The sequence below is a fragment of the Rhodoplanes sp. genome (assembly GCF_013377085.1).
Taxonomy (GTDB): Bacteria; Pseudomonadota; Alphaproteobacteria; order Rhizobiales; family Xanthobacteraceae; genus Rhodoplanes.
On record NZ_JACAAX010000006.1, the window covers coordinates 152,050 to 174,919 of the forward strand.

A 22,870-nucleotide genomic window follows, 5' to 3' on the forward strand; every position below is an offset into this window, starting at 1 on the left:
GGCAATCCGGCGGAAACGAAACGGACGACGCGCGGCGCGCGTCTAGACGCCGTGCGGCCGAGGCCGCGCCAGCACGCTCTGCGCGACCACGACCGGACAGTCGGGCTTGTGCACGATCGTGTCGCCCGTCTGCGCCCACGGCACGGAGGCGCCGCACAGCTTGCACTGGTTGCGGGCGCCGCCGTCCTCCTCGGAGACGGTCTCGATGGCTGTCTTCAAGAGGGCGGTGGCGATCTTGCGGGCATCGTCTGCGGTCAGTTCGGGCATTGTCGGTGTTCCGTGGTTATCCGCGGTGGTCCAGGACCGCCGCGAGTCCGAAGGATCTGCCTCGGTCCGAGGCCGGTCCTGAACGGAGCGAGAGATCGGCCGACTCCAACGAGTCGCGCTCCGCTTTGAAATTCGTCGTTTTGCTGGCGAGCCCGCCGGGACTCGAACCCGGGACCCCATGATTAAAAGTCACGTGCTCTACCGACTGAGCTACGGGCTCCTGCGCCAGCGTGTGTAAAGACCCGGCGCCGCAGTGGCAAGTCGCAGACGCTGCGCGACGGCTTCGCAGGCCGCTCTGGCCTGCTGCGGTGCCGCCCCCCGCGGTGCTCCGATGCGTCGGACGCGGCCCGGGCATGACGACGCCGGCGCGCACCGGTCCGTGTGTGGCAATCCACCGTCCCGCGCGCGATACTCGGCTCGAGCTGCCGACCGAACGAGGATGCCGATGCCGATCGTCAACCGTGTCTCCGACCTGCATGCCGAGATCACCGAATGGCGGCGGGATTTTCACGCGCATCCCGAGCTCCTCTATGACCTGCCGCGCACTTCCGCGATCGTTGCCGAGAAGCTGAAGGCCTTCGGTTGCGACGAGGTGGTGCCCGGCATCGGCCGCACCGGCGTGGTCGGCGTCATCCGCGGCGCCAAGCGCAACGGTTCGCCCGGCAAGGTGATCGGGATGCGCGCCGACATGGACGCGCTGCCGATCGAGGAGGCGAACGACCTTCCCTACAAGTCGACGACGTCCGGCAAGATGCACGCCTGCGGCCACGACGGCCACACCGCGATGCTGCTCGGCGCCGCCCGCCATCTCGCCGAGACCCGCAACTTCGCCGGCACGGCCGTGGTGATCTTCCAGCCCGCCGAGGAGGGCGGGGCAGGCGCCCGCGCCATGATCGAGGACGGCCTGTTCGAGCGTTTCGGCATCGACGAGGTCTACGGAATGCACAACTGGCCGGGCCAGCCGGTCGGCCGCTTTGCCACCCGCATCGGGCCGATCATGGCGGCGCAGGACACGTTGCACATCGATATCGAGGGCGTCGGCGGCCACGCGGCGCGGCCGCACCTCGCCATCGACACGATCCTGGTGGGCTCCCAGATCGTCAACCAGATCCAGTCGATCGTGTCGCGCAACGTCGACCCGCTGAAGAACGCCGTGGTGTCGATCTGCATGTTCCAGGCCGGCAACACCGACAACGTCATCCCGCAGACCGCCAAGCTTCTGGGCACGGCCCGCAGCCTCGCGCCGGAGGTGCGCGACCTCCTGGAGAAGCGGCTGACCCACATGATCCCGGCGATCGCCGAGGCCTACGGCGCCAAGGCGCGGTTCGAGTATCGGCGCGGCTATCCGGTACTGGTGAACCACGCCCGCGAGGCGGAGTTCGCCGCCGCCGTCGCGGCGGACGTGATCGGGGCCGACAATGTCGACCCGAACATTCCGCCCTTCATGGGGGCCGAGGACTTCTCTTACATGCTGCAGAAGCGCCCGGGCGCCTTCGTGTTCGTCGGCAACGGCGACAGTGCCGGCCTGCACAACCCGTCCTACAATTTCAATGACGACGTCATCCCGTTCGGGACCTCCTACTGGGTCCGCCTGGTCGAGACCGCGCTGCCGGGGTGAGATTGCTGGCATTCAGGCCGTCATTCCGGGCCGGTGCAACGCGCCGGACCCGGAATCCAGCTAAGAACTCCGCGGTCGTGATTGGATTCCGGGTTCGCACCTGCGGTGCGCCTCGGAATGACGGATCGCAAACAAAAAGGCCCGGCGCGAGCCGGGCCTTTGTTTCTGTGCGATCGTTCGAGCAGCAGTTTTACTGCGCCGGCTCGATGCCCTTGTCGGCCGTCACGGACGGCTCGACGAGGCGGGCCGCCGGCTGCGCCGGGGCGAGACCGAGGAGCTCGGCGGTGCGGGCCTGCAGGCTGCGCCAGAAGGCGAAGTCGTTGAGCCGCGAGCCCTCGAGCCCGGCCAGCGCCACGGCCGAGAGGAACGGCAGGCTCTGCACCACGAGGACGACGGCGAACAGGTTCACCTCGCGCACGCTCTCGTAATTGGTCACGTAGACCGTGAGTGCGCCGATCAGCAGCAGGATGCCGAACACCGCCTCGTCGAAGGCCGGGAACGACATCCGCTTCTTGGCCTTGCCGCCCTTGGCGGTGACCACGAAGGGCAGGTGGTCCTTGATCAGGCCGGCCGCGACCGCCTTGGCGACCGTCCACTGCATGGCCATGGCGGCCAGCATGGCGCCGGTCGCATGCGCCGGGCCGATGCCGACGCGGGCCCGGTAGAGGGTCGCGAAGTGCAGCATCGAGACCACCGAGGCGGCCAGGATCGGGATGGTCAGTACCTTGTCAGGGATAGCGATGCCGACGAAGGCGACCACGGGCACCCAGATCAGGTTGAGCATGGCGACGACGACGCCGAGGCTCTCGGCGCCCATCCAGTTCAGCCAGCCGAGCGCGAACTCGCGCCGCTGCGCCGACGTCAGGTTGCTCACGCCGGGCAGGAAACGCCGCCAGTGCTTCTTGACGATCTGGAAGCCGCCATAGGCCCAGCGATGGCGCTGCTTCTTGAACGCCTCGAAGGTGTCGGGCAGCAGGCCGTGGCCGTAGCGCCGGTTGGTGTAGAGGGCGCGCCAGCCCTGCTCGAAGATGGTGAGGCCGAGATCCGTGTCCTCGCAGATCGTGTCGCTCGACCAGCCGCCGGCGTCGTCCATGGCGGCGCGGCGGATCAGGCACATGGTGCCGTGCGTCACGATGGCGTCGACCTCGTTGCGCTGGACCATGCCGATGTCGAAGAAGCCGGCATACTCGCCGTTCATGATCTTGTGCAGCGGGGTCTTCTCGCCGTCGCGATGGTCCTGCGGGGCCTGTACGAGGCCGATCTGCGGATCCGCGAAGGCCGGCACCATGTCCTTGAGCCAGTCGGGCGCGACCGTGTAGTCGGCGTCGATCAGGCCGATGATCTCGGCGTCCGGCGCGGTGTGCTGCATGGCGATGCGCAGCGCACCGGCTTTGAAGCCCGTCACGTTCTGGAGGTTCAGGAACTTGAAGCGATCGCCGAGCAGGCGGCAGTGCTCCTCGATCGGGCCGGTGTAGGCCGGATCCGTGGTGTTGTTGATCGCCACCACGCACTCGAAGTTGGGGTAGTCCAGCCGCGCCACCGAATCGAGCGTCGCCTTCAGCATCTCCGGCTGCTCGAAATAGGCCGGCACATGGATCGACACCTTGGGGGCGAAGCCCTCCGGCGCCTTCAGGCCGGCCGGGATCAGCCGCTGTGGGCGGCGGCCGAACAGCACCGCCGCGATCTCGTCGATCTTCCACATGGCGATGACGACCAGCGGGATCATCATCAAGAGGCCGACGCCCAGCGCGATTGCCGAGCCGACCACGAAGTAGTGGCCGCTCCAGTAGTCCCAGATGACGCCGACCCAGGCGCCGACCGCATTGGCGAACACGGCGAGCAGCAGTGCCTGCAGCAGGGTGGCGCCCGCCAGGAAGAGGATCGGCAGCGAGATGACCAAGCCGGCGACCACGGCGACGGCCGCGACCGTCACGAAGGCCGGATCGTAGATCGGTCCCGTCCAGGCGAACTTGGGCTGGCGGGCGGCGTCGAACAGGCCCCAGTAGGCGCCGACGCTGCCTTCGAAGGTCTTCCACGGCTGGTCGAACGCTTCGATGATGTTGTAGTCGATGCCCAGCGCCTCGGCCCGTGCGACGAAATCTCGCAGGAGAGTCGCCTGCAGGATGCGGCCCGGCTCCGCCGCGCGGCGGTTGTATCCGGCGCTCGGCCAGCCGAACTCGGCGATGACGATGCGCTTGCCCGGGAAGGCCTGGCGGAGCTTGAAGTAGTTGTTGACCGCGAGATCCACGGTCTCGGTCGCCGAGAAGCCTTCCCAGTAGGGAAGAATGTGGACGGCGATGAAGTCGACGGCCGACGCCAGCTCGGGATGATCGAGCCAAGTCGAGTAGATTTCGCCGGTGGTCACCGGCACCGACCCGCCGACCTCGCGCTTGACCTGCTGGATGTAGCGGATCAGCTCGTCGATCTTGAAGTCGTCGCGGTAGATCGCCTCGTTGCCGACCACGATGGCGTTGATGTTGCGGTTCTTGCGGGCCATGTCGACCACGGCGCGGATTTCGCGCTCGTTGCGGTCGCGGTTCTTGTCGAGCCAGGCGCCGGCCGCGACCTTGAGACCGAATTCGGCGGCGATCGGCGGCACCAGCTCGGCCCCGCCGGTCGCCGAATAGGTTCGGATCGCGCGGGTGTAGGGGGACAGCGTCTTCAGATCGTTTCGGATCGACGCGGTGGTCGGCCGGTTGCCGTCCTCCGGATGCCCTTCGAAGGGCGAGTAAGAGACGCTGGTCAGCGGCCCGGAGACATTGGGAGCAGACGTCTGACTTTGCCAAATGGCCCACGCGCCCGCGTGCACACACGCAACGAGCGCGACCACGGCAGCGACGGAGCGCATGGCCTGTTCTACCGAATGGGGCGGAGGTAAGCGGTCTCGAGCCTGTCCCCTAGGCTCGACCGGGACCGGGGATGCCCTTGCGCTGCACCATATGGATACCGCGCCGGCACGTTCAAGTAGACTTTGGACATGGCGAATTCAGGGCGACCCGACCACCGTGCGCCGCATGTACAATGAGCCGTAAACGACTCTAACGCGCATTCGTTCCTTGCGGCGCGGGAGGCGCTGCGGCCGCGGCCGCAGGGGCCGGGACGAAGTCGGGGTCGAGCCAGCAAGCATGGACGCGCGCATTCAGTGTTTCGGTCGCTTTGGGATCGATGTTCCCCTGTCGCACGACGCACCTGAACGTCGTCTGAACGTGACCGCCCGGGCAGCCGAAGCGGTCGTACAGCTCGAGGTGCCGGAACGCCGTGTCGAGGTCGTCGCGCCACAGCAGGCCGACCACCCGCTCGCCGAGCCAGACGCATTCGGCCGCCGCCGCCGGACCCTGCAGGGCACGCCCCGCCTCGACGGTCTGGTCGGCGCGGGTCTTGCGCTCGGCTCGCGCCGCGTCGCCGGGCTGCGCCGGCGCCGTCGGTTGTGGCTGCGGCTGCGGCGGTGCGGTCTGTTCAGGAGGCTTCTGCTCGGGCGCCTGGGCAGAGGCGGGACCGAGGCAAGGCGCAAGAAAAATGACCGCTGCTGAGACGGCAACGGCAGCGACGCGCAAACCAGGAAGGGGCATGACGATGCTGTGATTCTGGGCGAGATCGTCCATGACGGCGCACACGCCATCGCGGACCGGAGCGGCATTACGGCATGGCGACAATGTCAATCTTGCGACGGAACAAACGACTTGTCCACTTGTCCGCGCGCCGTTCTGCTCCTCGTGAGCCGCGCAGGCGAACGCAGATCGAACGCCGCCTCGTACGCCCCCTTGGCGCGGCGGCGACGGCGCGCTAGGCCCTGACGGTTGCCTTTCACCGCGGCCTCCAGCACGGACCCTCCATGCGTCTCCCGCTCAGCCTGCTCGTGATCGCCGCCGCGCTCGTGGCCGCCTTCTGGTGGTGGCTCGGCTGGCCGGTGCCGATGGCGTCGTTTGCGCAGGCGGCGGGCGACCGCAAGCTCGAATGCGTGTCCTACTCGCCGTTCCGCGGCGCCCAGAACCCGCTCGACCAGAGCATCCGGGTCGAGCCCTGGCAGATCGAGGAAGACCTGGCCCGACTGGCGCCCGTGACCAAGTGCATCCGCACCTATTCGATCCAGCACGGGCTCGACCAGATTCCGGCCATCGCCGAGCGGCACGGCCTGAAGGTGCTGCAGGGCCTGTGGCTGAGCAGCCATCGCGAGAAGAACCGCGCCGAGATCGACGGCACTGTCGCGCTCGCCAAGCGTTTTCCCCAGGTGATCACCGGCATCGTGGTCGGCAACGAGGTGCTGCTGCGCGGCGAATTGTCGGCCGTCGATCTCGGCGCCATCATCCGTGAGGTGAAGGCTGCCGTGCCGGTGCCGGTCACCTATGCGGATGTCTGGGAGTTCTGGCTGCGCAACCGCGACCTCGCCAATGTCGCCGACTTCATCACCATCCACATCCTGCCCTACTGGGAGGACATCCCGATCCCGGCCGCCGAGGCGGGCGCCCATGTCGAATCGATCGTGCGGCGCGTTGCCGCGGTCTTTCCCGGCCGCGATATCCTGGTCGGCGAGGTCGGCTGGCCGAGTGCCGGCCGCATGCGCGAGAGCGCGCTGCCGTCGCTCTCCAACCAGGCGCTGGTGGTGCAGGACGTGCTGGCGCGGGCCGGGCGGGGCGGCTTTCGGGTCAATGTGATCGAGGCTTTCGATCAGCCCTGGAAGCGCATCCTCGAGGGCACGGTCGGCGGCCACTGGGGCCTGCTGACCGATGCCGGTCGCACGCCGAAATTCGTCGTCGGAGAGCCGGTGTCGGACCATCCGGACTGGCCGCGGCAGGCGGGGCTCGGGCTCGCCGTGGTGCTGGCCGTGTTTGCCGCCGCCTTCGTCTCGGCCGGGGCAGGGCGCAGCAAGCTTGCCCCGGTCGTGTGGGTCGCCGTCGCCGTCGACGCGCTCGCGGCCGGCATGCTGACCGGCTGGGCGGCCGAGAAGATCATGGTCGAGAGCCTCGGCTGGGGCGGCGTTTTTCGCGGCACGGCGCTGGCCGTGACCGCCATCGCGGCCCCGATCATCGGCGCCGCCCTGATGGTGCGCGGCGCCCGGCCGCCGGCCTTCGTGCTGGCGCTCGGCGCCCGCCAGGACCGCGCCGCCGATCCGCTTGTCGCCGCCGGCGCCTGGCTCCTGGTGCTGGTGGCGGTGCTGGCCGTGCAGACGGCGCTCGGCCTCGTGTTCGATCCGCGCTATCGCGACTTTCCGTTTGCGGCCCTGACGGCCGGCACGGTGCCGTTCCTGCTGCTCGCCGTGCTGCAGCCGGCCGGACCCGGCCTGCGCGGGCCGGCCGAGACGGCGATCGCGGTCGTGCTCGGCCTCTCGGCCGTGTTCATCGTCTTCAACGAGACGCCGGCGAACTGGCAGGCGGTGTGGCTGACGGTCTGCCTGGTGGCGCTCGCCGTCACGCTTCGTCGCGTGCGGGTCGCGCCAGGCTCATGAACAGGACCGCGGCGGCGACGCCGGCGAGCCCGGCATTGTAGAGGACGAGCCCGAGCGCGGTCGCCGCGAGCGCCAGGCCGAACAGTGGCACGGCGGGGCGAATCAGGTTGATCAGCGCCGCCCCCAGCGCCACCCAGCCGAACACCTGCACGTTGAACAGCCGGGTCGCCACCAGCCGCACCAGACAGACGGTGCTCTGCTGTCCGGCGTCGCAGGCGAGCCCGACCGGCGTGTTCTCGATCACCAGATAGCGGACGTAGAAGGCGTAGCCGAGCGCCAGGAAGCCGACCGTGAGGAGCCAGTTGGTGGTGCGACAGGAGGGCAGGAAGCGTGGACGCATGCGGGGCCTGGGCTGAGGGCGACACCGGTCCGTATAGCGGCTTCGGAGCCCATCTTGAAGGGCATCGCCTCGCCGGGGTCACGGCAGCGTCAGCATCTGGCCTTCGTAGGGCGTCGCCCGGCAGGCGATGCCGCTGATGGAGAGCGAGGCGCACAACCGTGCGGCGGCGAGCGAGGTCGGCACCGGCCCGGCAACCAGCCGCATCTCGACGAGCCCCGGCTTGGCGGCGTCGCGCAGCGCGATGGCGGGTTTCAGATCGGCCACCAGATCGCCCGACTGGCCTTCCCGAACCTTGGTCCACAGCGCCCGCAGCGTGTCGATGCTGGCCGGCCCGCCGATCTCGATGGCGAAGCGCTTGTTTCCGGTGTCCGGGGCCGGGGCCGGGGCGGGGGCCTCCATGGGCGGCGGCGTCCGGGTCGCCGCCGCCTGGGTGGCGAGGTTGTTGGCCAGCGGGTTGGGTCGGGGCAGCGGGATCTCGCTCGGGTCCATGCCGGCCACCGTACCGACCACCGATGGGACCACGGGATCCACCATTGTCGGCGGCACCACGGCGGTCGCCACCGTGGTGGGCGGCGGAGCCGGCGCCTCGCGCGGCTCGATCGGCGGCAGCGCGCGCGGGTCAGGGACGGGCGGGTGCGCCTCGGCCGCGGCCGCCAGGGATTTCGGTGCCGCCGCGGGTTCGGGCGGCTTGAACGAGGCCGGCGGGGTCCCAGGCGGCACCATGAACAGGTCGGACCCGACCGGACTGCGGCGGTTCGCCTGGGCGATCGAGCCGGTGAGATCCTCGACGCTGGTTTCCAGCGCCGCCAACCGGCCGGCGAGCTTGTCGCGGTCGGCCTGGAGGCTGCGCACCGTGTCGCCGAGCCGTTTGGCCTCGCGTTCGGCGTCGAGCGCCCGCACCATCGCCTGCGCCGTGGCGGCGCGGGCCGCCTCGGTCTGGGCCGCAAGCGGTGCCGTCGCGGCGGCGACCCGGCGCTCGCCCATGTCGGATTGGGCCGCCAGAACGGCGATCGCCAGAGCGCCGGACGCGGCGATGCCCCATGCGACCAGCCGCAGCAGAGGACTCATGTCGACCCGCTCGTCGCCGTCGTCGATCAGTCGTTGTCGGGGCCGGTCCGCCATGACGCTCTAAAACTTCGAATCAAGTCACGGATATTTACCAGATTTCCGCGGCCCTCGCCGCTTCGGGACAATCCTCGATGCCGCTTTTCGCTGGCGCCTTTGCAGGCTATGAGGGCGCACCGTCCGGGCGCCACGAGGAGACTCCATGCCGGCGCGATCCTGCCTGACCATCGTTCTCGCCGCCGGCGAAGGGACGCGCATGCGCGCGTCCCGGCCGAAGGTTCTGCATGCGATCGCGGGCCGGCCGTTGATCGCCCATGTGCTGGCCGCCGTGCAGGCGACCGGCAGCCGCATCGCCGTGGTGGTCGGGCCCGGCGCCGACGCCGTGACGGCGGCGGTGAAAAGCCTGGCGCCGGAGGCCGAGGTGTTCGTCCAGGCCGAGCGGCGCGGCACCGCGCATGCCGTGCTGGCCGCCCGCGCCGCGCTCGAACGGGGCGCCGACGACGTGCTGGTCGCCTTCGCCGACACGCCGCTGATCCGGCCGGAGACGCTGGAGGGCCTGCGGGCGCCGCTCGCCGCCGGCGCCGCCGTGTCGGTGCTGGGTTTTCGCCCGAAAAATCCGACCGGTTACGGGCGTCTGGTGACCGACGGAGATGACCTCGTCGCCATCCGCGAGGAAAAGGACGCGAGCCCGGCCGAGCGGGCGATCGGCTTCTGCAATGCCGGGTTGATGGGCCTGTCGGGTGACCACGCCCTGACGCTGCTCGACCGCATCGGCGACGACAATGCCAAGCGCGAGTTCTATCTGACCGACGCGGTCGCGCTCGCCCGTTCGGCCAGCCTGCGGGCCGTCGCGACGGCGGCCGACGACGACAGCGAGGTTTTGGGCGTCAACACGCAGGCCCAGCTCGCCGAGGTCGGCGCCGTGCTGCAGCAGCGGTTGCGCGCCGCCGCCCTCGATGGAGGGGTGTCGATGGCGGCCCCCGAGACCGTGCATCTCGCCTATGACACGACGCTCGCGCGCGATGTCGTCATCGAGCCCTATGTGGTGTTCGGCCCCGGCGTCACGGTGGCGGAGGGCGCCGTCATCAAGGCGTTCTCGCATCTCGAAGGAGCGACAGTCGGCCCCGGCGCGCTGGTCGGTCCCTACGCCCGATTGCGGCCCGGCGCCGTGTTGGAAAACGACGTGCATGTCGGCAATTTCGTGGAGATCAAGGCGTCCACGATCGAGGCCGGCGCCAAGACCAACCACCTCAGCTATATCGGCGACGCCCGGGTGGGTGCGAAGGCGAATGTCGGGGCCGGCACCATCACGTGCAACTACGACGGCGTCCTCAAGCATCGCACCGACATCGGCGCCGGCGCCTTCATCGGCTCCAACTCGTCGCTGGTGGCGCCTGTGAAGATCGGCGACGGCGCCTATGTCGGGTCGGGCTCGGTGGTGACGAAAGATGTGCCGCCGGACGGTCTCGCGGTGGCGCGCGGCCGGCAGATCGTCAAGGAAGGCTGGGCGGCGCGCTGGCGCAAGATCGCGGCGGCCGCCAAGAAAAAGCCCGGATCGCCGCCCTGAACTCGCCGCCGTCGGGGCAGGCCATTCGGCGGTCTCGTTCTTGCGGTCTCGTTCTTGTTCGAGCGTTGTCGAGCAAAGCGGGGGCCGGCTCGCATGAAGAAAACGCCCCAACTTTAAAATATTGGAGCGTTTTCGGACGCAAAACCGGAATCCAGTTTTGCTGAACCCGCTTTAAGCTCTCGTCACGGTGCCGGTCGCGGATCGCCTCCGGGCGATCCCGCTGCCGGAAAGAGGTGCTGCTCCCATGTGCGGAATCATCGGAATTCTCGGGCGCGAGGCGGTCGCACCCCAGATGGTCGACGCCCTCAAGCGGCTGGAATACCGCGGCTACGATTCGGCCGGGGTGGCGACGCTGGAGCACGGGCACCTGACCCGGTGCCGCGCCGAGGGCAAGCTCAAGAACCTGGAGCACCGCCTGGAGCGCGAGCCGCTCGCCGGCACGATCGGCATCGGCCACACCCGCTGGGCGACCCACGGGCGGCCGAACGAGACCAACGCCCATCCGCATGCGAGCGCCCGGGTGGCGGTCGTCCACAACGGCATCATCGAGAACTTCAACGAGCTGCGCAGCGAGCTGGAAGGCCGCGGCGCCCACTTCGCCACCGAGACCGACACCGAGGTGGTTGCTCATCTCGTCAACGACCTGATGGCGAAAGGGCTCGGCCCGGTCGAGGCCGTCAAGGCGGCGTTGCCGCGGCTGCGCGGCGCCTTTGCGCTCGCCTTCCTGTTCGAGGGCGAGGAGGACCTGCTGATCGGGGCGCGGCGCGGCTCGCCGCTCGCCATCGGCTACGGCCACGGCGAGATGTATCTCGGCTCCGACGCCATCGCGCTCGCCCCCTTCACGTCGACCATCAGCTATCTGGAGGACGGCGACTGGGCCGTGCTCACGCGTGGCGGCGTCCAGATCTTCGACGAGGCCGGCGCGCCGGTGAAGCGCCATGTGCTGAAGTCGTCGGCCTCGGCCTTCCTGGTCGACAAGGGCAATTTCCGCCACTTCATGGCCAAGGAAATCCACGAGCAGCCCGAGGTGGTCGGCCACGCGCTGGCGCATTACGTCGACTTCGCCGCCGAGCGGATCGTGCTGCCCGAGCTGCCCTTCGACTTTCGCGACCTGCAGCGCGTCACCATCGCGGCCTGCGGCACCGCCTATTACGCCGGGCTGGTCGGAAAATACTGGTTCGAGCGGTTCGCACGGCTGCCCGTCGCGGTCGAGATCGCTTCCGAGCTGCGCTACGGCGATGCGCCCTTCGCGGCCGGCAATCTCGCGGTCTTCGTGTCGCAGTCGGGCGAGACCGCCGACACGCTGGCGACGCTGCGCCACGCCAAGGCGAACGGCCAGCACGTCATCTCCGTCGTCAACGTGCCGACCTCGACGATCGCGCGCGAGAGCGACGTGGTGATGCCGACGCTGGCCGGCCCCGAGATCGGCGTCGCCTCGACCAAGGCGTTCACGTGCCAGCTCACGGTTCTGGCCTGCCTGGCCATCGCGGCGGGGCGCGCCCGCGGCAATCTGTCCGAGGAGGACGAGCGGCGGCTGGTGCGGGCGCTGATCGAGGTACCGCGCCACATGACGGCGGCGCTGGCGCTCGAGCCGACGATCGAGAAGCTCGCCCGCGACATCGCCAAGAACCGCGACGTGCTCTATCTCGGCCGCGGCACCAGCTATCCGCTGGCTCTCGAAGGGGCGCTGAAGCTCAAGGAAATCTCCTACATTCACGCCGAGGGCTACGCCGCCGGCGAGCTCAAGCACGGCCCGATCGCGCTGATCGACGAGACCATCCCGGTGATCGTCATCGCGCCGCACGACCGCGTCTTCGAGAAGACCGTGTCGAACATGCAGGAGGTGGCGGCGCGCGGCGGACGCATCATCCTGGTGACCGACCCGCAGGGCGCCAAGGAGGCGACGGTCGACTCGCTCGCCACCCTGGTGCTGCCGCACATGCCGGCCTCCGTCACACCGATGGTGTATGCCCTGCCGGTGCAGATGCTCGCCTATCATGCCGCCGTCATCATGGGCACCGACGTCGACCAGCCCCGCAACCTCGCCAAGTCCGTCACGGTCGAATAGACTCGTTTCGGCCGCCACGGCGGCGCCGTGCCGCGCCGATCCTCGACCGTGACGACACAGGGTCCCATCACCGTGACCGAGACGCCCAAGCCCAAGCCGTCCACCGCCGAGCCCAAGACGACGTCCGACAAGCCGGTGCTTCCGGGGCCGGGGCTCGGCGCGGGGGCGCGCCTGCGCAACTACTTCCTCACCGGCCTGGTGGTGGCCGGGCCGCTCGCCATCACGGCGTGGCTGACCTGGTCGTTCGTCACCTGGGTGGACGCGCTGGTGCGGCCGCTCGTCCCGGTCCAGTACCGGCCCGAGACCTATCTGCCCTGGGTCATTCCCGGCTCCGGGCTGATCATCGCGTTCGTGGCCCTGACCATGCTCGGCTTCCTCACCGCCAACCTGGTCGGGCGGACCCTGGTCGAGTTCGGCGAGCGGCTGCTCGATCGCATGCCGCTGGTGCGCTCGCTCTACAAGGGGCTCAAGCAGGTGTTCGAGACGCTGTTCTCGGAGACCGGGTCGAGCTTCCGCAAGGTCGGGCTGGTCGAGTTCCCGTCGCCCGGCATGTGGTCGCTGGTGTTTCTGTCGGTCTCGCCGGGCCAGCAGGTGTCGGACCGCCTGCCGCCCGAGGAGCACGTCTCCGCCTTCATGCCGTGCACGCCCAATCCGACCACCGGATTCTTCTTCTATGTGCCGCGCAGCAAGCTGATCGAGCTCGACATGACGGTCGAGGCCGCCGCCAAGCTGGTCATGTCGGCCGGCATGATCCAGCCGAACGGCAATGACGGGCAGAAGAAGCTCGCCGCGCTCGCCGCCGCCGCGCAGACCGTCCAGGCGGCCCAGGCGGCGCAGGCAGGCGGTTCCGGCACGGCCGATCCGGCTCCGGCCGGGACCGCCGAGAAGGCGACGGCCACGGCCGGGTAAAGTTCATGTTGCAGGACGTGCTCGATCGCGGCCTGTCGCGCGGTTTTCGCGCGGCCGAGGAGCTGAGTGAGCGGCTGCTCGCCACGCCGCTCGCCACCCGGGCGCTGGAGCCGTGGTGTCGCGAACGCGGCATCGCGGACGGGACGATCGTGGTTCGCCGGAACGAGGCGCCCGCGCCCGAACCGCTCGATCCCGACAGTCTGGCGCTGCTCGGCGGCGACCCGCGCGGCCTCGTCTTCCGCCGGGTCGACATCCGCCTGGGCGGCATCACTTTGGTCGACGCCGCCAACTGGTATTTCGCCGACCGCCTGACACCGGCCATGCACGAACGGTTGCTCGGTGACACGCCGTTCGGGGAGGCGATCTGCGAACTCGAGCCGCGCCGAAAAACCTTCCTGGTTCGCTTTGCCGCGCGCGAAGCCGTCGACGGGCCCGCGCCCCCGCTGCACGTCCTCGAGCACCGGGCGATCCTGGACCTGCCCGACGGCACGCCGATAGCGGTCGTTCACGAGCGTTACCGCGCCATGCTGGTGCGATCAGAGCCATAGCCGAGGGCAAGGGTGCCTATCCGCCCAGGCCGTCACCGCCGGACCTGATCCGGCGGTCCATCGCTTCGAAATAAACATGTTTCGAGGATGGATTCGCGGGTCGAGCCCGCGAATGACGAGTCGATGGCTCGTGCCGTTGGACCTACTTGTCGAACAGCTTGTCGGCGGCCGTGATCAGCCCGATGGTCGGGTTGGCGACACAGTATTCGGCGAGCTTCTTGGCGTTCTCGGCGAGCTTGTCGGAGTCGATCACGGGCGGCGCGTCCTCGTCCTTGTAGTAGGCGTCGAGCCAGGCGAGCGTGATCGTGATGTCGTCCTTGCTGCTGGAGAGGAACTGCTTGCAGGTGCTGGTCGACAGGTCGATCTTTTCGGCGGCGGCGGGTGAGGCGAGACCGAGGGCCGCGGCGACGAGGATCGGAGAGAGCAGCGTCGTCACGGGGGCGAGACGGGCCTTCATGGAATGGGCTCCTGAGCTGGACGGGGGTTTGCGCGGCGCCTGGCCACGGCCTGCGATTCGCGGCGGCGCGATTATGGTGAAGACGTCGGGTCGCTGTCCTCTCTTTCGGCGCAGGATGGTGACCGCTTCGTGCACAAGCGTGTGATGTGACAGAAGTGCGTCGAGACCAGCGGGTGGTTCACCCGGCCCGCAGCAGCCGCACGGCCTCGTCGCGGCCGAACAGATAGAGCAGCGTGCGCAGCGCCTGGCCGCGCTCTGTCTTGAGATCAGGGTCGCGCGACAGTACCAGACCGGCGTCGTCGCGGGCCGCTTCGAGGAGCCCGCCGTGCGTCTCGATGCGGGCGACGCGAAAGCCCGGCAGGCCGCTCTGGCGAGTGCCGAGCACGTCGCCTTCGCCGCGCAGCTTCAAATCCTCTTCGGCGATGCGGAAGCCGTCTTCGGTGTCGCGCATGGTGGCGAGGCGCGCCTTGGCCGCTTCGCCGAGCGGTGCCTTGTAGAGCAGCAGGCAGGTCGATTTCTCCGCGCCGCGGCCGATGCGGCCGCGGAGCTGATGAAGCTGGGCGAGGCCGAAGCGCTCGGCGTGCTCGATCACCATGACGCTCGCCCGCGGCACGTCCACGCCCACCTCGATCACGGTGGTGGCGACCAAGAGGGTGGTCTCGCCGGCGGAAAAGCGCGCCATCGCGGCGTCCTTCTCGGAGCCGCGCATCTTTCCGTGCACGAGTCCCACCGTGTCGCCGAACACGCCCGAGAGGTCGCGAAAACGGTCTTCCGCCGCGGCGAGGTCGATGGTCTCGGACTCTTCGACCAGCGGACACACCCAGTAGACCTGCCGGCCGTCGTGAAGCGCCCGGCCGACCGCGGCGACCACGTCGTCGAGCCGGTCGAGCGCGATGGTGCGGGTATCGATCGGCTTTCGCCCGGCGGGTTTTTCGCGGAGTTCGGAGACGTCCATGTCTCCAAAGTAGGTCAGCACGAGCGTGCGCGGGATCGGCGTCGCCGTCATCACCAGCACGTCGACGGCGCGGCCCTTTTGCGCCAGCGCGAGCCGCTGGTGGACACCGAAGCGGTGCTGCTCGTCGACCACGGCGAGCGCCAGATCCTTGAACGTCACCTCGTCTTGAAAAATCGCGTGCGTCCCGACCAGAATATCGATCTCGCCGTCCGCGAGCCTTTGCAGCGTCTCGGACCGCTCGCGGCCGCGCTCGCGACCGGTCAGGATGGCGACGCGCAGGCCGGCTTTTTCCGCGAGCGGCGCGATCGTTTTCAGATGCTGTCGGGCCAGGATTTCGGTCGGCGCCATGATGGCGGCCTGGCTGCCGGCCTCCACGGCGGCGGAGCAGGCGAACAACGCGACCACGGTCTTGCCCGAGCCGACGTCTCCCTGCAGCAGCCGCAGCATGCGCTCGGGCTTTTCCAGATCGGCGGCGATGTCGGCGACCGCCTTGGCCTGCGAGCCGGTGAGCGACCAGGGCAGGGCGGCGGCGAGCTTTTCACGCAGGCGCCCGTCGCCGGCGGTGCTGCGCCCGGCCGCCTTTTTCATCCGGGCCCGCACCATCATCAGGGCGAGCTGGCCGGCCAGAAACTCGTCATAGGCGAGCCGCGACCAGGCCGGCTGCTCGGGCGCCAGATCCTCGGGGACGGCGGGCCGGTGCACGGTGCGCAGCGCATCGGCGAAGGCGGGAAAGCGCATTTTTACGAGGAACGCCGGGTCCTGCCACTCGGGCAGCGCCGGCAGCTTCGTCACGGCCGCCTCGATGGCGCGGCGCACGCCGTAGATGGCCAGCCCTTCGGTCAAAGGATAGACCGGCTCGACGGCCGGCATTTTTGCCAGATCCTGCTCCGACACCACCCGGTCGGGATGCACCATCTGCAGCATGCCGTCGTACTGGGCGACCGTGCCCGACACCCAGCGCGTCTCGCCGACCGGCAGCAGCTTTTCCAGCACCTCGGGCCGCGCCTTGAAGTACGTGATGATCAGGTCGCCGGTGCCGTCGCTCGCATAGATGAGATGCGGCGCGCGCGAGCGGCCGGGGGCAGGCGGGCGGTGGCGCTCGACCGTGACGGCGACGGTCGCGACCTGGCCGACCTTCACGTCGCGCAGCACGGGACGGGACCGCCGATCGACGACGCCGCTCGGCAGATGGAACAGGAGATCGAGCACGCGCGGGACGTCGTCGCGGCCGAGCAGCCGACGATACAGCCGCTCCATCTTCGCCCCGATCCCCGGCAGGGTCGTGACGGCGGCGAACAGGGGATTCAATGCATCCGGTCGCAAGGGTTCGGTCCGTGGTCCGCTGTGGCGCAGCGACGCTCGGTCCGGATTTGCTCTCGCGGCTTCTTCCGCTCGTCCCCGCAAAAGCCGGGCCCCAGACGTCCAGACGGCTGGATTCGCGCTTGCGCGGGACTGAGAGGAGTGTGGAGCTCCGTCGGAGAGAGCCGGGCGGCCGGGCATGCTTACGCGGTCGTGGTCCTTGCCCTATACCGCACCCCGGCCGGCAGTTCACCCCGGCGTCGCCGCCCCGTTCAGCGACAGTCGCGTCGGTCGATCGGGATCGCGACCGACAACCCAGCCTTCTCGTACCAGGAGCTGGACGTGAGGTCCGTCGGCTTTTTCCCGATCTTTCGGCTGCGGGTCTTCGCGCCAAACGTCTTGGGCGCTTGACTTATCGTATCGGGCGACCTGGCGACTTGGCGGGTGCGTTCGGCTCCTTGGCGCATATGCATGGCTCACCCGGTGCATGACGATGGCGACAGACATCGGTCGGCCGGCAATCCGGTGCTCGATGCACGCGGCGCCGACTCACCCGTCAGTCACCGGTTTTGCGCTTCCGTTCGTGGCGCGGCCGATGAACCCAAAGGGAATGGGAGGCGGAAGGAAACGCGACTTCGAGGCGCTGGCCACCGCCTTCATGGCGGACTCGCTGAGGCTGCCGACCTGCTCTGCCGTCGCCTGCATCTGCAACTGGAAGAACTCGGTCTGGATCTTCACGACATCCTGAACGTCCTTGGCGCCCAGCAAGTTCTTCGCGAAATCGAATGCGCTTGCGACGTTGCGCTCGGCATAGCGGAGCATCTTGTCCGTCAGCTCGGTTTCGCCGATCGCGGTCATCCCGGGCGAGCCGCCGTGCAAGACCTGCAGATAGTTGTTAATTGCAGTACGTGCCTGCTCCAGGCTCTGCTCTGTCATTTTTCGCATATCCACGGGTATTTCGAAGGGCGTCGTGGCGCTCATCGCTGTCTCCGTTGTGTAAAGCTCAATACGAGAACGCCGCGCCCACCTCGGCGCCTTCGCTCCCAGCACACGCTATACGAATTCCGTTTGCCATCTTGCGCCCGGCTGGAAACAATAACTGTGCCGAATTGCTCACAGCGCAACTTAAATGCAAACATAGGCGACGTTTCGCGTATAGGTCGTTCTGGTCTCTACGTATGGTCTGCCCCTCCACTCGGTTCGGCTTGGAAAAGCCGCCCGCTGACTTGCCCCTGCCTTCGTCTGGTTGCGAAACCGAGGCGTCGTCGTTTCCGCCCGTCCCCGCGAAAGCCGGGATCCAGGAATCCGGAAGAACCGGATTTCAGCTTGCGCTGAATGAGCGGAGCGTGGGGCTTCGTCGGAGAGGACCGGTCGATCGCGCATTCTTGCGCCGGCGTGGGGCTTGCCCTATACCGCACCCCGGTCGGCAGTTCACCCAGGCGTCGCCGCCCCGCAAGGGGAGCTGAACCTGCCAAGTCACTTCGCCACGGTCGACAACCTCGTCCCGTGCCACGTCGAAGCCGGCGACCACGACGGTCCGTAGAGGGCCCGGCACGTCGAGGATCCGTCGATGTCCCGTCAAATCTTTCCTTATGTCGCGGACGACATGTCCGCCCTGGCGCGCGCCCTGAAGGGCGAGCTTGCCCGCGCCGAAAAGGCCCCGGGCCATGTCGAGCTGCTGAACATGCTGGCGCGCGCCGCCGGCTGCCGCAACTTCCAGCATTTCCGCGCCCAGGCCGAGGCCCGCGACCGCCTGGAAAATCCCCCGCCGCCGGCCACGCCCGAGCCGCCGGTCGATTTTTTGCGGATCGAGCGCATCGCCCGCTACTTCGACGCCGACGGGCGGCTGACGCGCTGGCCCGGCAAGCACTCCGACCGGCTGCCCTGCCTGTGGGTGATGTGGTCGCGGCTGCCGGCCCGGGTGGTGCTGTCCGAGCCGGAGGTCAACCAGGTGCTGAAGGGCGGGCACCTGTTCGGCGACCACGTGTTGTTGCGCCGCGAGCTGGTCGATCTGGGGCTCGTCACCCGCACACCCGACGGTCGCGAGTACCGCCGCGTCGAGCAGGCCCCGCCCGCCGACGCGCGGGCGCTGATTCGGCATCTCGCGGCCCGGAGGGCCGGATAGGGCTCGGTCACGGGGCTGGGCTGCCGGTCCGCGCATTGGCGATCGGCGGCCCAGCCGCTATATCAATCGCGCGCCCGGCCCTGTCCGGGCTTTCGGCGTTTTTCGTTTGGGCGCGGCGCGCGCCGAGGAGAGGCCATGACCGGAACCACACGATCGAGCGAAGGCCTGTCGGAGCGCCGGCGGCGGCTCTTGTTCCGGGCCTGGCGGCGCGGCACCCGGGAGCTCGATCTCATCACGGGCCGCTTCGCGGACGAGGTGATCGGCGATCTCACCGAGGAGGAGGTCGCCGAGTTCGAGGGCTGGTGCTCGGCTGCGGATCTCGATCTCTACAACTGGATCACCGGGTCGAAGCCGGTGCCGGCCGAGTACGACACGCCGCTGTTCCGGCGCCTGAAGAATTTCAATCACGGAGCCGCGGCCGTCTGAAACGGCCCGTGACAAGATTTCCGTCATTCCGGGGCGCACCGAAGGCGCGAACCCGGAATCCAGCGGCGAGCTCCGTGGGTGTGACTGGATTCCGGGTTCGCCGCTGCGCGGCGCCCCGGAATGACCACCGGAGAGTCGTTCGAGTTCGCATGCAGGCCGACGTGAGCACATGGCACTGGTGAAAGCGCGTTCCCCGGCCGAGCTGGTCGCCCCCGGTCGTCCGCTGACGCTCGCGAGCGTCGCCGACGGCGCCGAGGGTTTCGTTTTAGGCGATCTCGCCCGCGCGGTCGCGGCGCGGCCCAATGCACCGGCCGTCAGCCTCCTGGTGGTGTGCCGCGACGGGCCGCGCATGGCCCAGCTCGCCCGCACGCTGCGGTTCTTCGCGCCGGATCTGGTGCAGCTCGAATTCCCGGCCTGGGACTGCCAGCCCTACGACCGCGTCTCGCCGCATCCCGGCATCGTCGCCGAGCGGATGATCGCGCTGGCGCGTCTCGCGCGCCTGAAGGGCAGCGAGCGCCCGACCGTGCTGCTCACCACGGTCAACGCCGTGGTCCAGCGCGTGCCGGCGAAGCGGACCGTCGCCGGGCAGGCGTTCTCGGCGGCGCCCGGCAACCGCCTCGCCATGGAGGGCATCACCCGTTGGCTCGAGCTCAACGGATATCTGCGCACCGCCACGGTGCGCGAGGCGGGCGAATACGCCGTGCGGGGCGGCATCATCGATCTGTTTCCGCCCGGCCTCGGCGAGCCGGTGCGGCTCGACTTCTTCGGCGACACGCTGGAATCGATCCGGACCTTCGATCCCGAGACCCAGCGCACCCAGGACCAGCTCCACGCGCTCGATCTCGTGCCGGTCGCCGAGTTCCAGCTCGTCACCGAGACGATCCGAAAGTTCCGCCAGGGCTATGTCGCGGCTTTCGGCGCGACCACCTCGGACGACCAACTCTACGAGGCGGTGAGCGAAGGCCGCCGCTATCCCGGCATGGAGCACTGGCTGCCGCTGTTCCACGACCGGCTCGACACGCTGTTCGACTACCTGCCGGATACGCCGGTGGCGCTGGAGCCGCTGGCCGAGGAGGCCGCGCATGAGCGCCTCGCCCAGATCGCCGACTATTTCGACGCCCGCAAGCAAGCCGTGGCGATGGAAGGCGGCGGTCCCCCGTACAAGCCGCTGCCGCCCGAAAAGCTCTATCTGACCGAAGCAGAGTGGCGCGAAAAGCTCGCCGACGGCGCGCTGGTGCGCATGACCCCGTTCGCCAGCCCGGAGGGCGCAGGCAAAGGGGCCGGCGCCGTGGTCGATGTCGGCACAAGGGCCGGCCACAATTTCGCGGCCGAGCGCGCCGCCTCCGCCGGCAACGTGTTCGAAGCCCTGAAGAGCCACGTCGACAAGCTGCAGTCGGCCGGCAAGCGCGTCGTCATCGCGCTGTGGAGCGAGGGCGCGCGCGATCGCACCAGCAGCGTGCTGACCGACCACAAGCTGGTCAATCTGCGCAATGTCGCGAGCTGGCCGGAGGCGCGTTCTCGGCCCGCCGTCGAGGTGGCGCTCGCCGTGCTCGGTCTCGAAGCCGGCTTCGAGACCGACGACCTCGCCGTCATCGGCGAGCAGGATATTTTGGGCGACCGCCTCGTCCGGCAACGTCGGTCTTCCAAGAAGGCCGAGAATTTCATCGCCGAGGTGACCAGCCTCGCGGCCGGCGACCTCGTCGTCCATGTCGACCACGGCATCGGCCGCTTCATCGGGCTGAAGACGATCGAAGCCGCCGGCGCGCCGCACGACTGCCTGGAGATCCACTACGCCGGCCAGGACAAGCTCTACCTGCCGGTGGAGAACATCGAGCTCCTCTCGCGCTACGGTTCGGAGGACACGGCGGTCGAGCTCGATCGGCTCGGCGGCGCCGGCTGGCAGACCCGCAAAGCCCGGATGAAGCAGCGCATCCGCGAGATCGCCGGCGAGCTGATCAGGATCGCGGCGGAGCGGCTGCTGCGCGAGGCGCCGCGGCTGGCGATCGGGCAGGGCGTCTACGACGAGTTCTGCGCCGGCTTCCCGTGGGACGAGACCGAGGACCAGAAGAACGCCATCGACGCCGTGCTCGACGATCTCTCGACCGGCCGGCCGATGGACCGGCTGGTGTGCGGCGACGTCGGTTTCGGCAAGACCGAGGTGGCGCTGCGCGCCGCGCTCGTCACCGTGATGAACGGCAAGCAGGTCGCCGTGGTGGTGCCGACGACGCTGCTGGCGCGCCAGCATTTTCGCACATTTTCGACGCGGTTCCGCGGATTTCCGGTGAACGTCGCCCAGCTCTCGCGGCTCGCGACGCCGAAGGAGACGGCGGAGGCCAAAAAGGGCCTCGCCGACGGCCAGGTCGACATCGTGGTCGGCACTCACGCGCTGCTCGGCAAGACCATCAAGTTCAGGGATCTCGGCCTCGTCATCGTCGACGAGGAGCAGCATTTCGGCGTCGCCCACAAGGAGAAGCTCAAGAGGCTGCGGGCCGAGGTGCATGTCCTCACCCTGACTGCGACGCCGATTCCTCGCACCTTGCAGCTCGCCCTCACCGGCGTGCGCGAATTGTCGCTGATCGCGACGCCGCCGGTCGACCGCCTCGCGGTGCGCACCTTCGTCACGCCGTTCGATCCGCTGATCGTGCGCGAGGCGCTTCTGCGCGAGCGCTACCGTGGCGGACAGGCCTTCTATGTCTGTCCTCGCATCGAGGATTTGGCCGAGGCGAAGGAGTTTTTGGAGAAGAGCGTGCCCGAGGTGCGGGTGATCACGGCGCACGGGCAGATGCCGGCCACCGTGCTCGAGGACGTGATGTCGGCCTTCTACGACGGCAAGTACGACGTGCTGCTGTCGACCACCATCGTCGAGTCCGGACTCGACATCCCGACCGCCAACACGCTGATCGTGCATCGCGCCGACATGTTCGGCCTCGCCCAGCTCTATCAGCTCCGCGGCCGGGTCGGGCGCGCGAAAACCCGCGCCTATGCGCTGTTCACGATTCCCGCCGCCAAGAAGATCACGCCGACGGCGGAGCGGCGGCTGAAAGTGTTGCAGTCGCTCGACACGCTCGGCGCCGGCTTTCAGCTCGCCTCGCACGATCTCGACATCCGCGGCGCCGGCAATCTTCTGGGCGACGAGCAGTCCGGCCACATCAAGGAGGTCGGCTTCGAGCTCTACCAGCAGATGCTGGAGGAGGCTGTCGAGAGCCTGAAGGCCGGCGTGTCCGAGCCGGTCGCCGACCGCTGGTCGCCCCAGATCACCATCGGCATGCCGGTGCTGATCCCGGAGGATTACGTCGCCGATCTCTCGGTGCGGCTGGCGCTGTACCGCCGTCTCGCCGATCTCGACGACGAGCGCGAGATCGACGGATTCGCGGCCGAGCTGGTCGACCGCTTCGGAAAAATGCCGGAGGAGGTCGAGTATCTGCTGAGGACCGTGCTGCTGAAGGCGCTGTGCCGCCGCGCCAACGTGTCGAAGATCGACGCCGGCCCGAAGGGCGCCGTCATCTCGTTCCGCGACGACACCTTTGCGGATCCGGCCGGGCTCGTCTTCTACATCCGCAAGCAGGGCGTCGGAGCGCGCGTGCGCCCCGACATGAAGGTGGTGTTCTTCGACGACTGGGAAGAGCCGGTCGACCGCCTCAAGGGCTCGACCGCCATCCTGCGGGATCTGGCCGCCATCGCCGAGAAGAAGGCGGCGTGATGTCCCGGTTGGTCATTCCGGGGCGCGGGTCGAAGACCCGTGAACCCGGAATCCAGCCGAGCACACCGAGAGTGCCGCTGGAT

17 protein-coding genes and 1 tRNA gene are annotated in these 22,870 nt (G+C 68.8%); 9 read left to right on the top strand and 9 right to left on the bottom strand.

Features of this window, described 5'->3' with window-relative positions:
* Nucleotides 1-42: 42 nt before the first annotated feature.
* The gene (locus HXX10_RS07060; RefSeq protein WP_296521078.1) at nt 43-267 is read right to left on the bottom strand and encodes a DUF3222 family protein; all 225 of its coding nucleotides are present in this window, start codon (nt 265-267) and stop codon (nt 43-45) included.
* Between the two features lie 144 nt (nt 268-411).
* Nucleotides 412-487, bottom strand: a tRNA-Lys gene (locus HXX10_RS07065).
* A gap of 225 nt (nt 488-712) precedes the next feature.
* Between HXX10_RS07065 and HXX10_RS07070 the strand changes: the two genes are divergently transcribed.
* A complete protein-coding gene (locus HXX10_RS07070; protein WP_296521079.1) occupies nt 713-1,885 on the top strand; it encodes a M20 aminoacylase family protein in 1,173 nt (390 codons plus the stop codon).
* 190 nt (nt 1,886-2,075) lie between these two features.
* On the opposite strand, the gene HXX10_RS07075 is transcribed toward HXX10_RS07070, so the two are convergent.
* On the bottom strand, nt 2,076-4,733 hold the full coding sequence (locus tag HXX10_RS07075; protein WP_296521081.1) for a glycosyltransferase: 2,658 nt from the start codon (nt 4,731-4,733) through the stop codon (nt 2,076-2,078).
* A gap of 190 nt (nt 4,734-4,923) precedes the next feature.
* A complete protein-coding gene (locus HXX10_RS07080) occupies nt 4,924-5,487 on the bottom strand; it encodes a beta-1-3, beta-1-6-glucan biosynthesis protein (RefSeq protein ID WP_296521083.1) in 564 nt (187 codons plus the stop codon).
* A gap of 230 nt (nt 5,488-5,717) precedes the next feature.
* Here HXX10_RS07080 and HXX10_RS07085 point away from each other — a divergent pair, with 230 nt between their 5' ends.
* The gene (locus tag HXX10_RS07085; protein ID WP_296521085.1) at nt 5,718-7,328 is read left to right on the top strand and encodes a beta-(1-6) glucans synthase; all 1,611 of its coding nucleotides are present in this window, start codon (nt 5,718-5,720) and stop codon (nt 7,326-7,328) included.
* Here HXX10_RS07085 and HXX10_RS07090 read toward each other — a convergent pair.
* Together HXX10_RS07090 and HXX10_RS07095 are read right to left on the bottom strand one after the other, a co-directional pair.
* On the bottom strand, nt 7,291-7,668 hold the full coding sequence (locus HXX10_RS07090) for a hypothetical protein (RefSeq protein ID WP_296521087.1): 378 nt from the start codon (nt 7,666-7,668) through the stop codon (nt 7,291-7,293). The genes HXX10_RS07085 and HXX10_RS07090 overlap by 38 nt on opposite strands.
* A 78-nt stretch (nt 7,669-7,746) precedes the next feature.
* Nucleotides 7,747-8,736: a hypothetical protein gene (locus HXX10_RS07095; RefSeq protein WP_296521089.1), complete on the bottom strand. Its 990-nt coding sequence runs from the start codon at nt 8,734-8,736 to the stop codon at nt 7,747-7,749.
* Nucleotides 8,737-8,935: 199 nt separating this feature from the next.
* On the opposite strand from HXX10_RS07095, the gene glmU reads away from it, so the two are divergent.
* From glmU to HXX10_RS07115, 4 genes are all read left to right on the top strand, one after another.
* Nucleotides 8,936-10,300 (top strand): bifunctional UDP-N-acetylglucosamine diphosphorylase/glucosamine-1-phosphate N-acetyltransferase GlmU, encoded by a 1,365-nt coding sequence (gene glmU / locus HXX10_RS07100; RefSeq protein ID WP_296521091.1) that lies wholly within the window; start codon nt 8,936-8,938, stop codon nt 10,298-10,300.
* Between the two features lie 244 nt (nt 10,301-10,544).
* Complete coding sequence (gene glmS / locus HXX10_RS07105) at nt 10,545-12,368, top strand: glutamine--fructose-6-phosphate transaminase (isomerizing) (protein WP_296521092.1); 1,824 nt, start codon at nt 10,545-10,547, stop codon at nt 12,366-12,368.
* A gap of 135 nt (nt 12,369-12,503) precedes the next feature.
* The gene (locus HXX10_RS07110) at nt 12,504-13,277 is read left to right on the top strand and encodes a DUF502 domain-containing protein (RefSeq protein ID WP_296521125.1); all 774 of its coding nucleotides are present in this window, start codon (nt 12,504-12,506) and stop codon (nt 13,275-13,277) included.
* A 5-nt stretch (nt 13,278-13,282) separates the two neighbouring features.
* On the top strand, nt 13,283-13,825 hold the full coding sequence (locus tag HXX10_RS07115) for a hypothetical protein (RefSeq protein WP_296521094.1): 543 nt from the start codon (nt 13,283-13,285) through the stop codon (nt 13,823-13,825).
* A 142-nt stretch (nt 13,826-13,967) separates the two neighbouring features.
* Here the strand turns inward: HXX10_RS07115 and HXX10_RS07120 are convergent, their stop codons facing one another.
* From HXX10_RS07120 to HXX10_RS07130, 3 genes are all read right to left on the bottom strand, one after another.
* Nucleotides 13,968-14,282, bottom strand: coding sequence for an HdeA/HdeB family chaperone (locus HXX10_RS07120; protein WP_296521097.1), 315 nt, complete (start codon nt 14,280-14,282; stop codon nt 13,968-13,970).
* Nucleotides 14,283-14,460: 178 nt separating this feature from the next.
* Nucleotides 14,461-16,560: an ATP-dependent DNA helicase RecG gene (gene recG, locus HXX10_RS07125; RefSeq protein WP_296521099.1), complete on the bottom strand. Its 2,100-nt coding sequence runs from the start codon at nt 16,558-16,560 to the stop codon at nt 14,461-14,463.
* A 525-nt stretch (nt 16,561-17,085) separates the two neighbouring features.
* On the bottom strand, nt 17,086-17,517 hold the full coding sequence (locus HXX10_RS07130; protein WP_296521101.1) for a phasin family protein: 432 nt from the start codon (nt 17,515-17,517) through the stop codon (nt 17,086-17,088).
* Between the two features lie 589 nt (nt 17,518-18,106).
* On the opposite strand from HXX10_RS07130, the gene HXX10_RS07135 reads away from it, so the two are divergent.
* From HXX10_RS07135 to mfd, 3 genes are all read left to right on the top strand, one after another.
* Nucleotides 18,107-18,661: a DUF2087 domain-containing protein gene (locus HXX10_RS07135; RefSeq protein WP_296521103.1), complete on the top strand. Its 555-nt coding sequence runs from the start codon at nt 18,107-18,109 to the stop codon at nt 18,659-18,661.
* 135 nt (nt 18,662-18,796) lie between these two features.
* On the top strand, nt 18,797-19,087 hold the full coding sequence (locus HXX10_RS07140; protein WP_296521105.1) for a succinate dehydrogenase assembly factor 2: 291 nt from the start codon (nt 18,797-18,799) through the stop codon (nt 19,085-19,087).
* Between the two features lie 169 nt (nt 19,088-19,256).
* A complete protein-coding gene (gene mfd / locus HXX10_RS07145) occupies nt 19,257-22,787 on the top strand; it encodes a transcription-repair coupling factor (RefSeq protein WP_296521108.1) in 3,531 nt (1,176 codons plus the stop codon).
* Nucleotides 22,788-22,870: the final 83 nt, after the last annotated feature.

Excerpts from the sequence above, each read along its gene's own strand:
- HXX10_RS07075 (WP_296521081.1), bottom strand. The coding sequence starts at position 4,733 with ATGCGCTCCGTCGCTGCCGTGGTCGCGCTCGTTGCGTGTGTGCACGCG.
- HXX10_RS07085 (WP_296521085.1), top strand. The coding sequence starts at position 5,718 with ATGCGTCTCCCGCTCAGCCTGCTCGTGATCGCCGCCGCGCTCGTGGCC.
- HXX10_RS07120 (WP_296521097.1), bottom strand. The coding sequence starts at position 14,282 with ATGAAGGCCCGTCTCGCCCCCGTGACGACGCTGCTCTCTCCGATCCTC.
- HXX10_RS07140 (WP_296521105.1), top strand. The coding sequence starts at position 18,797 with ATGACCGGAACCACACGATCGAGCGAAGGCCTGTCGGAGCGCCGGCGG.
- HXX10_RS07070 (WP_296521079.1), top strand. The coding sequence starts at position 713 with ATGCCGATCGTCAACCGTGTCTCCGACCTGCATGCCGAGATCACCGAA.
- HXX10_RS07080 (WP_296521083.1), bottom strand. The coding sequence starts at position 5,487 with ATGGACGATCTCGCCCAGAATCACAGCATCGTCATGCCCCTTCCTGGT.
- HXX10_RS07095 (WP_296521089.1), bottom strand. The coding sequence starts at position 8,736 with ATGAGTCCTCTGCTGCGGCTGGTCGCATGGGGCATCGCCGCGTCCGGC.
- mfd (WP_296521108.1), top strand. The coding sequence starts at position 19,257 with ATGGCACTGGTGAAAGCGCGTTCCCCGGCCGAGCTGGTCGCCCCCGGT.
- HXX10_RS07115 (WP_296521094.1), top strand. The coding sequence starts at position 13,283 with ATGTTGCAGGACGTGCTCGATCGCGGCCTGTCGCGCGGTTTTCGCGCG.
- HXX10_RS07135 (WP_296521103.1), top strand. The coding sequence starts at position 18,107 with ATGTCCCGTCAAATCTTTCCTTATGTCGCGGACGACATGTCCGCCCTG.
- HXX10_RS07130 (WP_296521101.1), bottom strand. The coding sequence starts at position 17,517 with ATGAGCGCCACGACGCCCTTCGAAATACCCGTGGATATGCGAAAAATG.
- glmU (WP_296521091.1), top strand. The coding sequence starts at position 8,936 with ATGCCGGCGCGATCCTGCCTGACCATCGTTCTCGCCGCCGGCGAAGGG.
- HXX10_RS07060 (WP_296521078.1), bottom strand. The coding sequence starts at position 267 with ATGCCCGAACTGACCGCAGACGATGCCCGCAAGATCGCCACCGCCCTC.
- glmS (WP_296521092.1), top strand. The coding sequence starts at position 10,545 with ATGTGCGGAATCATCGGAATTCTCGGGCGCGAGGCGGTCGCACCCCAG.
- HXX10_RS07090 (WP_296521087.1), bottom strand. The coding sequence starts at position 7,668 with ATGCGTCCACGCTTCCTGCCCTCCTGTCGCACCACCAACTGGCTCCTC.